The 12,928-nt window shown below is 43.0% G+C and carries 9 protein-coding genes; 6 read left to right on the top strand and 3 right to left on the bottom strand.

Features of this window, described 5'->3' with window-relative positions:
* The first annotated feature begins 381 nt into the window (after positions 1–381).
* The 3 genes from D3222_RS02045 (at position 382) to cysQ (ending at position 3,900) form a co-directional block, all read left to right on the top strand.
* Entirely contained in the window at positions 382–1,485 is a 1,104-nt protein-coding gene (locus D3222_RS02045; RefSeq protein ID WP_157975272.1) for a hypothetical protein, read from the top strand.
* Between the two features lie 122 nt (positions 1,486–1,607).
* Entirely contained in the window at positions 1,608–2,981 is a 1,374-nt protein-coding gene (locus D3222_RS02040; protein WP_118984625.1) for an MFS transporter, read from the top strand.
* Positions 2,982–3,156: 175 nt separating this feature from the next.
* Complete coding sequence (gene cysQ, locus D3222_RS02035) at positions 3,157–3,900, top strand: 3'(2'),5'-bisphosphate nucleotidase CysQ (protein WP_011148635.1); 744 nt, start codon at positions 3,157–3,159, stop codon at positions 3,898–3,900.
* 95 nt (positions 3,901–3,995) lie between these two features.
* On the opposite strand, the gene D3222_RS02030 is transcribed toward cysQ, so the two are convergent.
* Positions 3,996–4,550, bottom strand: coding sequence for a YtfJ family protein (locus D3222_RS02030; protein ID WP_118984624.1), 555 nt, complete (start codon positions 4,548–4,550; stop codon positions 3,996–3,998).
* 290 nt (positions 4,551–4,840) lie between these two features.
* On the opposite strand from D3222_RS02030, the gene D3222_RS02025 reads away from it, so the two are divergent.
* Positions 4,841–5,047 (top strand): DUF1107 domain-containing protein, encoded by a 207-nt coding sequence (locus tag D3222_RS02025; protein ID WP_118984623.1) that lies wholly within the window; start codon positions 4,841–4,843, stop codon positions 5,045–5,047.
* A gap of 119 nt (positions 5,048–5,166) precedes the next feature.
* Here the strand turns inward: D3222_RS02025 and D3222_RS02020 are convergent, their stop codons facing one another.
* Both D3222_RS02020 and msrA read right to left on the bottom strand, forming a co-directional pair.
* Entirely contained in the window at positions 5,167–6,498 is a 1,332-nt protein-coding gene (locus tag D3222_RS02020; protein WP_118984622.1) for a hemolysin family protein, read from the bottom strand.
* A gap of 154 nt (positions 6,499–6,652) precedes the next feature.
* Positions 6,653–7,300, bottom strand: coding sequence for a peptide-methionine (S)-S-oxide reductase MsrA (gene msrA, locus D3222_RS02015; protein WP_118984621.1), 648 nt, complete (start codon positions 7,298–7,300; stop codon positions 6,653–6,655).
* A 115-nt stretch (positions 7,301–7,415) separates the two neighbouring features.
* Between msrA and tamA the strand changes: the two genes are divergently transcribed.
* Together tamA and tamB are read left to right on the top strand one after the other, a co-directional pair.
* Positions 7,416–9,158: an autotransporter assembly complex protein TamA gene (gene tamA / locus D3222_RS02010; protein WP_118984620.1), complete on the top strand. Its 1,743-nt coding sequence runs from the start codon at positions 7,416–7,418 to the stop codon at positions 9,156–9,158.
* Positions 9,155–12,928 carry an autotransporter assembly complex protein TamB gene (gene tamB, locus D3222_RS02005; RefSeq protein ID WP_118984619.1) on the top strand — a complete coding sequence of 1,258 codons (3,774 nt, stop codon included), beginning with the start codon at positions 9,155–9,157 and terminating at the stop codon, positions 12,926–12,928. The genes tamA and tamB overlap by 4 nt, the downstream gene beginning before the upstream one ends.

Raw genomic sequence — 12,928 nt, 5'->3', positions numbered from 1 at the left:
TTGCCATTTATCTGAAAAATAGGCAGGAATGCTATCGGTAACGCTATCTTCCTAGGTATTATGTGCCATTGCCACCAGCATTTGGGTTCTTTCTAATCTTAACCGTGTTCATAATGCCGTTTCGCATTGGCAAGGTTAGGTTTCACCGTCTCCTTTCGCTTGTTACCACTTGTTTGAGTTTCAGTCTTTCGAGCATCTTTTATTTTTTTAATAACGTTAGTGACAAATAAATAGTATTTTGTTTGTTTTTATTATAAAGATAATATTGATTTATTAAATATATTGAATAATAGTGTGGGTACTTCACATTGCATCAACAATTATGAAAGGTCTGGTGGATTAATAAGCCAGGAATATTATCTTGATATAAAGGAAATGGCAGTGAATGCAATTGAAATATCATCATTAATACCCTATTTTTCTCGCCGTATTAATTCTGAAAGTCTTTACCGAATTTCTCCGAAAAGAATGGCACAGGCTATTGATGTGAGTATTGATCTAGGAGAAAGCGAACGTAAGCCAACAAAGGGGATACCTGGCTATTTTGCTTATGGTTGGCGCAGCGCTGCTGACCGAATAATTCACGCTAATACACTCGGAGTAGAATATATTTCTCTGAGATTTATCTCGTCGGCAAATAGAAATAATAATATTGAGGCAGGTTTAATATTATTTGAAGAAACCCTGAAAAATATATTGGCTTCGATTGGTTCCGTGCCAGTAAAGATGATTGTCGATCCTTTTGGTCTGGCATTAACGGAAGATGGGCAATGGGGTGTGCGGGATAATGACGGTAATTTTGATACGAAACAGACTCATAATCTGCTGGAAAAAGTGGGTTTCATCCTTTCGTGCAATCATATTCATGGAGTGGTTACGTTGGGGCGTTTACCTGAGGAAGTGATGTTGACGAAAAAGGGGATTAGTGAGGCAGGGGATTATACGAAAGTTTATTCGTTCTCCCAAAATAGTGAGACCAGCACTGCCTATGTTTATTTGGATACTGTAGGCCATAATACTGGCCAGAAAATTATGCCAGGTAATGTTAAAGAGATGGATCTGTGGGCACTACTCGATATTTGGCATGGTACCGATGTCTCGGTGATTAAACCGATGGAAAGTTTCCATCTGATGAGCTCATTACGTTACCTGATTGAGAATGAAACTGCCCGCAAACAATTTTTGAATTCTCCTGATGTTAAGAATATGGCCCAGAAAAACGCCTTTGTTGCCAAAAGCCTGGCGGAAATGAATGCATCTCCTCTTGAGCTATCACAGAAGTGCTCCCGAATCAAAATGGCTGGTTATACGGTCTCTGGCACAACTTACATGCTAGCACTATTGGCGCATGAGAAAGGCCCTGAGATGGCAAGGGCACGTATGGAGGAAATGTGGATAACGGCGCTTGGTGTGATGGATGAACAGTGCGAATGCCTGATTGATCGCAATGTGGTCAAATATCTTGAAGGTTCAATTCTTGCTTAGGTAAATTAATACGATATTGTCAGGTGTTTCAGATAATAATGATCTCTGAATTATTGTTGTCTGAAACATTAATTATGTATGGAAAAGCATGGCTATATTCATCCTCTTAAGCATAGGACTATATGAATTCTTCTAATCAAGATATGAAATACAGAGCCCTATTTATTGCCATCATGATCGTTACTTTCATGATTGGTTTTGATACCACAGGCTTAGGGGTTGCTATCCCGGTGATTGCGACTGAACTTGGTTTCGGTGTTAAAGAAGGAGCATGGCTTAGTATTTCTTATACAGCGGGTTTTGCCGCTTTCTTATTACCTGCCGGAATAATTACTGATCGTCTGGGAGCCATGAAGACACTGATTTCTGCCCTATTGGTGTTCGTTGTTGCTTCTTATATTTCCGTTAGTTGTGTCTCTCTTAGCAGCTTTATCTTTGTTCGTTTAATGCAAGGAATTGCTGCTGCCTTTTTGAATACGGCTGCGATGGCGTTGTTGAATCTCCTGTTTCCAGTGGGAAGTAGTAACCGATCACAGGCTTTTAAAATTTGGTCAATGATACTTGGGCTGAGTTTTTCTTTGGGGCCACCTCTGGGGGGCTTGATAATCAGGATGCTAGACTGGTCATGGATATTGTTGCTTAACCTTCCCTTGGGGGGCCTGGTTATATTCTTGATGTTGAAAAGAAAAGGTAGCACCTTGTCTGCCAATGGGGCGTTAAGCCGTGTTTCGTTGTTTAGCACCTTACCGGTGACGGTGATTCTGCTGTTGGTCACCATGTATCAATACCTCGAGCAAGTGCTTCCGGGCCAAAATGGCACAATTGTCAAGGCAACGCTGCTTATCTTGGGGAGTGCAAGCATTTGGTTGTGTCATCATTTTTCTGCACGTAGCTTCACACGTTTGCCTGAGCTGAAAAATGGTACCTTTCTTATCTCATTGGTTCTGCCGATTATTTTCTCTATCGCCTACTGGAGCCTATTTGTGGTGCTGCCGCAATATTTCGCCGTGAAGTTGGGTTTTGATGCGTTGTATCTGGCTATGACCATGCTGTTACTTTCTCTGCCATTAACCTTGGTACCTTTATTGAGGATTGCCGAACGTTTCAACTTTCAGGCTACCGCAGGATTCCTGATGTTAACGGCTGGACTGGTGTTGCTCGCGGGTATCTTCAGTCCGATTGCTGATGGGAATATCTGGTTATTAGCGATTGGATTGTTACTGTTAGGTACGGGGGCGGCAGTACTTAATCCATTAATGGCAAGGTTGGTGATGGACAATGTTGCTTCTGAAAACTCAGGACTGGCGGCAGCCCTCACTAGCACGTTGCGTCAAACCGGGTTTGCCGCAGGAGTCGCTTTTTTTTCATTGCTGACGCAACACAGCGGGGATTCTGTCATCCATATCTCGGAAGCTATGGCGTTACTGATAGCGGCTATGTTGTCTTTAGTGGCGCTTGCGGTGTGTCAGGGTTTACAACGAAGTCGCGGGTATTAATGTAAAGTTTTTAATGAAGATCATAATGATTGCATCAGATTGTCAATAATTTGAGCAGGTATATCCGGCTGTTTTTATTTTAGGAATGGTAATAAAATTCTTACCGTTCCAATAAAAAGATCAATTGGTAATATAGTCTAAAATGATAACAGATGACTAACCGCAGAGGTGTGTGATGCTAGAACAAATCTGCCAACTGGCTCAGGAAGCTGGTGCGGCTATTATGACAATTTATCAGGATGAACATCCCCTGAAAGTTGATCATAAGCAAGATGATTCACCGGTTACTATGGCTGATATTGTGGCTCATAAAATAATTAAAGCCGGATTATCCCGTATCGCTCCGGAAATTCCACTGTTGTCGGAAGAAGAGCTTCCTACTTGGGAAGAGAGGCGTGATTGGAAGCGCTATTGGTTAGTTGATCCTCTGGATGGTACCAAGGAATTTATTAATCGTAATGGTGAATTTACGGTTAATATCGCTTTGATTGATGAGGGCGTTCCCGTGATGGGAGTGATATATGCTCCTGTGCAGGATACGCTTTATTCCGGGCAAGGTCGGCAGGCATGGAAAAAAGCCTGTGGAGGTCAATGCTTGCCGATTAAGATTCGTGATGCTAATCCACCAATGGTCGTTGTTAGCCGCTCTCATATGGATACAGAATTAGAAGATTATCTCAATCAGTTAGGTGAACATCAGACGGTTTCTGTGGGGTCTTCACTGAAGTTCTGTCTGGTGGCTGAAGGAAAAGCGCAACTTTATCCTCGTTTTGGACCCACTCATATCTGGGATACTGCGGCGGGTCACGCTATAGCCATTGCTGCTGGTGCTCACGTGACGAACTGGAAAGGTCAGACGCTAGATTATACGCCTCGTGAATCATTCCTGAATCCGGGATTTAGAGTAACGATTTTTTAATTATGGTTCTTTTGAGCATGGCTGTTTTTCAGCGGAATTGTGGTGATAAGGGCCAACGAAAACATACCTGCAAGTCGTTATCACCACGGATGTTTTTACTGTAGTTCCTTACGAACTAATTCAATGACCTGCTTGATTTCACTACCGTTTAGCGCACCTTCTTTGGTAAACTTCGCTACGCCATTTTTGTCCAGGACAATAATGGCGGAATTTTTAGCTTCCAACTGCCAAGCTTTTTTGACCACACCGTTGCTGTCAGCGATAAACTGAGACCACGGAAACTCTCTTTTGCTATCTTCAATACTGCTGCGGACAAATGGCCCAGTGCCAAATATGGCATCATTGACATTGATGATGGTGGTTGTTTGGTATTTTTCTTTTGAAAAATCAGCGCGTTTTATTTCTTCTATCAGTGGAGCATTCATCTCTTTAGCTGCACTACGACCTGCAATATGTTGTATGACTCTCACTTTGCCAATCAGTTTTCCACTATCCCAATTTTGGTAGCTAAACTTGTTATTGTTGAGTAACAGCTCACCTTTATCAGAAACACTGATCGCAGGAACCTGTTGTTCCAGAGTGATGTTGTGAGCGAATGCCAGAGCAGGAGAACAAAGTAGCGCAGCATATAGCATAAAGTTCTTTATCATAATTTTTCCTTTGTAGGTTAATGTGACAATACATGGATCTCTAGCATAGCGGGTATTAACTGATTTATCTCTTTAAAGAAGATCAAATTTTTAACATTAAGTAAGAGATAAAGTTACATAGTTATGTATATCTAAATATCTGTCATTTTATGTAAAGTCAGTGCATAAAACTAAAAATGGAGGGAACAAAATCGGATAAATTCAGTCTATTATTCTACATAACGGTATGGTGTGTGGAGTTGGTTCACCAAACGTAACCGTAAGAAGTATTTAGGAGGAAAAAAGCAGAGATGAAAATTTTTCACCGATATAACCCACTGAAAATTGCTCTCTACGTTAAAACTTTATTCCGTGGACGTTTATACATTAAAGATATGGGGGCTTTTGAATTCGACTGCGGCAAAATTTTACTGCCGAAGGTGAGAGATAAGCGCCATTTTAGTGTAATGAGCGAAGTCAATCAGCAAGTGCTACGTTTGCAGTCCGAAATAGGATAGATAACGAAAAAGAATCGGGTTGCATGGTTGCATACTTATGTAATCTGCGCCACAAAATAACAATAAGTGGCGCTTAACACGAGAATACTAAACGGCCTTAGCTCAAGAAGAGGCCGTTTTTATTTATCATCACTGATAGGCAGGTTTTGCGTTGGCGTCGTGGTGAGAGTATCAGTGATTTTTGTAACTAATAGCTGATCGATTTTGTAGTTATCAATATCGACAACTTCAAATTTGTAACCAGCAAACTTGACTGAATCAGTACGCTTTGGAATTTTACGTAACCGAAACATCATGAAACCTGCAATGGTTTCATAGTTACTTGAATCAGGAAAATCATCAATATCCAGTACACGCTGTACATCATCAATAGGTGTTCCTCCTTCTACTAACCATGAGTTTTCGTCACGGATGATGATCTGCTCTTCTTGTCCTTGGTCGACTAAATCACCCATCAGTGTGGTCATAACATCATTAAGGGTAATCACACCCATTACCAGTGCATATTCATTCAGGATAATAGCGAAATCTTCACCTGCCGCTTTAAAACTTTCCAGCGCATCTGAAAGTGTCAAGGTATCTGGAATGATCAGCGCGTTGCGGATTTGGACACCTTTATTGAAGCTTAGGTTTTGACCACTTAGGACACGGTTAAGCAGATCTTTGGAATCCACATAACCGATGACGTGATCAATATCTCCATCACATATTAGGTATTTGGAATGTGGCTGGCTAGAAACCCGTTGTTTGATACTTTCCTCACTTTCATCCTTATTGAAGTAAATGATACTTTCTCTTGAGGTCATGGCAGAAGGCACTGTGCGGGATTCGAGCTCGAACACGTTTTCTATCAGTTCATGCTCTTGTTTACGCAGCACACCAGCAACAGCACCGGCTTCCACAACCGCAAAAATATCATCAGATGTGATGTCTTCATTACGTGCTGTCGGAATTTTAAAGAGCTTAAAGATAAGATCAGACAGGCCATTAAATAGCCAAACTAATGGGCGGCAAACTGTCAGACAGAAGCGCATTGGGTTAACGATTTTCACTGCGACAGCTTCAGGCTTAATCATGCCGATACGTTTTGGTGTCAAGTCAGCGAGCAGAATGAATATACTGGTCACAATGGCAAAAGAGCAGATAAAGCCCAACTGGTCTGCCCATTCGGGGCGCATAAATTTCATGAAAAACGTTTTCAATGAAGGAGAAAATGCGGATTCACCGACAACACCTGCCAAAATTGCCACTGTATTTAGGCCGATTTGCACCACGGTAAAAAACATTCCCGGCGTTTCTTGTAATTTGAGGACATGGGCTGCGTTGACATTACCTTCATCTACCATCAGTTTGAGTTTGATTCGCCTGGAAGCAGCAAGAGAGATTTCAGATAACGAAAAAAAGGCGCTTATCGCGCACAATAGAAATACTATTAAAAGACTATTTAGCATAAGGAATCCGTGTTTTACCTCCGGTGGTAGGGTAGATTGTCATTAGAAAAGCACCGGAGGAAACAATAAAAATCATATAAAATAAAAAGTGACAACAAACACTTGGAAAGCTATTGATTAGCGTAGTAATTATAACATTAATAAAATATAACGACTAGTTTTTGTTCATTTGTGGTAGGCAAACACCAATACCGCCTAGTCCGCAATACCCCTCAGGATTTTTAAATAGATACTGTTGATGATAGTCTTCAGCGAAATAGAATGGCCCCGCTTCTGTGATCTCCGTTGTAATAGGGCGGCTATCCCCTTGTTGTCGCATTGCTGTTTGGAAACGTTCACGGCTGGCTAATGCCAGTTCATGTTGCTGAGGTGACACGGTATAAATCGCGGAGCGATACTGAGAGCCAATATCCCCGCCTTGGCGCATCCCTTGAGCTGGATCGTGGTTTTCCCAGAAAAGTTTTAATAAGTTTTCGTAGCTGTTTTTTGCTGGATCGTAAACAATTCTAACAACCTCAGCATGTCCGGTCAGGCCGCTACAAACTTCTTCGTAAGTTGGATTCTCTGTTGTACCGCCACTATAACCTGCGGAGGTGGTGTAGATATCGGGGTGTTGCCAGAATAGGCGTTCTACGCCCCAGAAGCATCCCATGCCAAAATAGGCAACTTCCATATTTTCTGGAACAGGTTCTATCACATGATCGGTAACAGCATGATTAGGTGAAACCTTAAGTGGCTCGGTTCTGCCTGGTAATGCGCTTTGAGGCTCAATAGATAGGATTTTATTAGCTGAAGTTGGCACAATTCACTCCCGTAATTATTAAGTTTTCAGATACTAATAGATTGTATATATTATAAACGTTACTCAAGATAAATTTTATTATAATTAAATTATTACGATCAGGTTAGGAGTCCGCGTGTCGAGATACCCCTTTTTATGCTTTCTTTGTGTGTCTATCGCAGCTCCCATTGCTCATAGTGCTAATCTTCGTCTGAAAATAGCAGGATTAACAGGCAGTTTAGAAAAAAATGCCCGAATTCATCTCTCCACTATCAGCACTGATGAAGTTGCGCCAGATGGCCGTTTCCGCTCTCGTGTAGATAAAGCGATTCGTGAAGGCTTGCGTCCACTTGGTTATTATGAACCCATTATCGAATTTACCTATCAGGAAAATAAACCGCCCGCTCGCTCGGTATTAACGGCAAAAGTTACCGCAGGCGAACCTGTGAGAATTGCCGATGTTAATGTTGTTTTGGAAGGTGGGGCTAAGAAAGATGGAGATTATGCCAAACTGGTAAAAAGCAAAAGCCCAAAGAAAGGAACGATTCTTAATCATGATGAATATGAAGACCTTAAAGGTTCTCTGACCGGGCTCGCTATTAGGAAAGGTTATTTTGATGCTGTTATGAAAAAGAGCCAATTGGGGGTTGCCAAAGAGCGACATGAGGCATTTTGGGACTTGGCTTTTAATAGCGGTGAGCGTTATCACTTTGGTCAGATACGTTATCGTGGTTCACAGATCCGCGAAGATTATCTGAATCATCTGGTTCCATTCAAAGAAGGGGATTTTTATGCCTCTGAACAATTGGCCGAATTGAATCGGCGGCTGGCGGAAACTGGCTGGTTTAATTCAGCAGTAGTCTCACCAGATTTTAATACCGCTAGAAAAAATGGTGACGGAATGCTTCCTCTTGAAGCGGTCTTAACACCACGTTCCAAAAACTATGTTGAACTGGGTGGAGGTTATGGATCTGATGTAGGGCCACGGGTAAAGGCTAAATGGACAAAACCGTGGCTTAATTCCCGTGGACACAGCCTTAGCACCAGCATCAACCTTTCTGCACCTGAACAGGTCGTTGATGCTACCTATAAAATGCCGCTGAAGGTGAATCCGTTAGAGCAATATTACGCATTGCAGACGGGTTATAAGCGTAAAGATATCAACGATACCGTATCAGATACCGCGACAGTAAATCTTTCCCGTAATTGGGATCTTTCCACGGGTTGGCAGTATGGGATCAATATGCGTTGGAGTCTCAGCCACTTTACTCAGGCTAATGTCACCAATACGGCAATGTTATTGTACCCAGGAGCAAATGTTAGCCGTATCCGCCAGCGTGGGGGGACAATGCCTTATTGGGGCGATAGCCAGCGCTATTCTATTGATATCTCCGATACCCTTTGGGGTTCTGATGTTGATTTCTTGGTGTTACAGGCGCAAAACGTTTGGATCAGAACTTATTGGGATAATCACCGTTTTGTTGCTCGGGGTAATTTGGGTTGGATAGAAACCAATGCATTCGAGAAGGTTCCACCCGACTTACGTTTTTTCGCTGGTGGTGATCACAGTGTTCGTGGTTACAGATATCAGAAAATCTCTCCTAAAGACGATAAAGGAAAATTGACCGGTGCATCCGCACTGATTGTGGGTTCGCTTGAGTACCAATATAACGTAACAGGTAATTGGTGGAGTGCTGTTTTTGTTGATACCGGCGAAGCCATTAATGACGTTAGAAAGAGCAATTTTAAAACCGGCGTAGGTGTTGGTGTGCGTTGGGCCTCTCCTGTCGGGCCCATTAAGTTTGACCTTGCCAGACCAATAGGGGATTCAGAATCCCGTAACATCCAGTTTTACATCGGGTTAGGATCTGAATTATGAGATGGATTAAAAAGGTCAGTATTGCTTTTCTGCTGATAGTGACTTTGTTGGTTCTTGCTGTTGCCGGGTTGGTAGGAACGCAATCTGGCCTGCATTTTATGATTAACAGTGCTGCCCGTTGGGTACCGGGGTTGGATATAGCCAGTGTCAGCGGCGGTTGGCGTGATTTGACCCTGAAAGGCGTTAAATACCAAATGCCCGGTGTTAATGTCAATGTGAATCAACTCCACCTTTCACTGCGTCTTTCCTGTCTGAAAAATAGTCAATTATGTGTTAATGCATTGACAACGGAAGGCGTAAAAGTTGCGATTAATACTAAACAATTGTCCCCTGCGGGAGAACCATCGCCAAAGTCAGAACCTTTAACTGAATTGAGGACGCCATATCCCGTCTCACTTGATTTGCTATCCGTTAAAGATATCACTGTCACTGTAAATGATACGGTATTTGCCCTTGATGAATTTAGGACCGCTGCTCACTGGCAGCAAAAATCATTAACGCTTAAGCCAACAAAAATTAATGGATTGCTGGTGGGGCTGCCAAAAACTCTCTCTGAACGGCTGAAAATAGCGGAAGCAGAGGGGAAAGCGAAACGAGGGGCTGAACCGGAAAAATCGTTGGGAGAGATTCTGAAAAAATTGTTCTCTCAGCCGCTATTGGCAACATTACCAGAAGTGCCTATTCCACTGGATATGACTATTGCAGGGATCAGTGGCAAGCAATTACGGCTGACTGGTGATACCAATATCACAATCAATGAGTTTTTGCTGCAACTTAGCAATCAGGGGCAGCAGATTCAGCTCAATAAATTGGATGTTAAAATGCCGGAAGGTTCTCTCGCCATTAATGGTTCCGCGACTCTGGCACAGCAATGGCCAATAAAACTGGTCATAAAAGGTGAGCTAAGTCGACAAGAGATCCTGGGGCAAAAGGTTAATGTAACGCTTAATGGCGCTTTACTGGAGCAACTCAGCTTAGGGCTGAATTTGTCTGGTCCTGTCAGTGCTAAACTTGATGCTCAAGCGGAGCTGGCTAAGGTAGGTTTACCAGTACGGATGATGCTTGAAAGCCAGCAACTGAGTTGGCCTTTAACGGGGAAGCCAGAATATCAGCTTGATAATGTAAAAATGCGTCTTAATGGTAAGGCTAGTGGTTATGATTTGTCATTGCGTTCCGGTATTAATGGTAGTGAAGTCCCGCCAGCATTACTTGTATTAGATGCCAAAGGTAATGAAGAACAGTTTAAGTTGACCCGCTTGCGCCTGTCTGCTTTGCAGGGAAAGAGTGAACTGGTAGGTGTAGCAGATTGGAGTAAGGCGGTAAGTTGGAATGCGGTGTTGACACTCTCCGGGATTAATACTGCTAAACAGTGGCCGGAATGGCCAGCCAAAATAGAGGGCAAAATAGTGACCCGTGGTAGTTTACACGGTGGTAGTTGGCAGCTTCAGATCCCGGAAATTGCGCTGGACGGTAACGTAAAACAGAACTTAGTAAAAGCCAAAGGTAAGATTTCTGGTAATGCTGCTGGTCAGTGGAATATTCCTCAATTCGAGCTGGCTTTAGGGCGTAATAAAATGAATCTCCAGGGACAGTTATCCAAACAGTGGAAACTGGATGGCGATATCCGTGCACCGAAGCTGGATGGCATATTACCGGGGCTTGGCGGTGTCGTGAATGGAACGTTGAAATTACGTGGTAATGTGCAAACGCCTCGGCTTTTGGCTGATCTTAATGCTAATGGGTTGAAATGGCAGGATTTGCGCATTGATCGAGTGAATGTGAAAGGGGATGTACGTTCTGCTGAACAGATCCAAGGGAATCTTGCTGTTAAAGTCAGTGAGTTGAAACAAGCGGATTTGATTGTCCGTAATTTTACGTTGGATGCCAAGGGCAATGAGAAACAGCACGACTTGCAATTAAGGATTGATGGCGAGCCGATTGCTGGTCAACTTGCACTGAATGGTAGTTTTGATCGTAAGCAACAGCGATGGAAAGGTAGCATTAACAATACCCGTTTTGACACCCCGGTTGGAGAATGGCGTTTAACTAAAGCGATAACTCTTGATTATCTTAATCAGCAGCAGAAAGTCACTGTGGGCCCTCATTGTTGGCTGAATCCACATGCGCAGCTCTGCGTACCTAAATCCATTGAAGCTGGCGCCAGTGGTAGCGCGTCCATTGTGCTTGAACGTTTGGACCTTGCTATGATTCAGCCATTGCTGGGGCCTGAAACACATTTGAAAGGTGTATTCAGTGGCAATGCCGACGTTAAATGGAGCGCGGAAAATGGATTGCCTCAGGCCAACGTTAATCTGCGTGGTGATGGGGTGCATGTTAAGCAGATGGTTGATGGCACTGCATTACCAGTAGATTTCCAGACCCTGACACTCAATGCAGGCTTGAATAATGGCACAGCAAAGCTGAATTGGCTGTTTAAGATTATGGGAAATGGTCAGTTTGACGGTGACGTACAGATTGCTGATCTTGCAGGGCGTCGTAATCTATCGGGCAATGTAGATATTCAGGATATTTCACTGGCGTTAATCAAGCCGATTCTTGGGAAAGGTGATAAGGCTGATGGTCATTTGCATGCTAACCTGCGTCTGGGAGGAAATGCCAAAAATCCATTATTGTTTGGCCGGTTAGACTTGAGTGCACTGCAAGCTTCGGGTCATTGGATCCCATTTGATATTACTCAAGGGCAAATTGGTGTGAGTTTTGATGGAATACGTTCCGTTCTCGATGGTGTTATTAAAACGCCGAAGGGGCAGCTTAACCTAAATGGTGACGCGGACTGGCGTAATGTGGATGCATGGCATGCAAGAGTAACGGCTAACGGTGACAAGTTAAGAGTAGTTTTTCCACCAATGGTGAAAATTGATGTTAGCCCTGCTCTGGTGTTTGAGGCTTCTCCTCAGTTGCTGAAATTGGATGGTAGCGTTGGTATTCCTTGGGCGCGTATTACCGTGAAGGAGCTACCAGAATCGACAGTTGAGGCTTCATCGGATGAAGTTATATTGAATGAGAATCTTCAGCCATTACAACAGAAAAAAGCGTCTATCCCGATTCAAAGTAACTTGACGATTCATATAGGAGATGATGTTCGTCTTAGTGCTTTCGGTCTTAAAGCACAACTTAAAGGCGATCTGATGGTTGTTCAAGATAAACAAGGTTTAGGTTTGAATGGTCAAGTTGATATTCTTGATGGTCGTTTCCATACTTATGGGCAGGATCTGATCGTTCGCAAAGGGCTGATTATGTTCTCAGGCCCACCTGATCAGCCATTGCTTAACATTGAGGCTATCCGTAATCCAGATTCTACCGATGGGCGGGTTATTGCAGGGGTAAGGGTGACCGGTTTGGCGGATCAGCCAAAAGTAGAAATTTTCTCAGAACCTGCTAAATCACAACAAGAAGCGCTTTCTTACTTGTTGCGTGGTGAAGGATTAGAGAGTAGTAACTCGGACAACTCACAGATGACGGCAATATTAATAGGTTTGGGGATTGCACAGAGTGGTCAGTTGGTGGGTAAGATCGGTGAAATATTTGGTGTTTCCGACTTGGCACTGGATACTCAGGGAGTTGGTGATAAATCACAGGTAGTTGTTAGCGGAAAGATTACAAAAGATCTGCAAGTTAAGTATGGTGTTGGTATATTTGATTCACTGGCAACATTAACCTTACGTTATAGGTTAATGCCTAGATTGTATCTGGAAGCGGTGTCTGGTATTGATCAGACATTGGATTTGCTCTATCAGTTTGAGTTTTAA

The organism is Photorhabdus sp. CRCIA-P01, from assembly GCF_003545805.1.
Lineage (GTDB): Bacteria > Pseudomonadota > Gammaproteobacteria > Enterobacterales > Enterobacteriaceae > Photorhabdus > Photorhabdus antumapuensis.
Note: the sequence above shows the minus strand (reverse complement) of the source record. Positions and strands in the feature narration are given on the sequence as shown.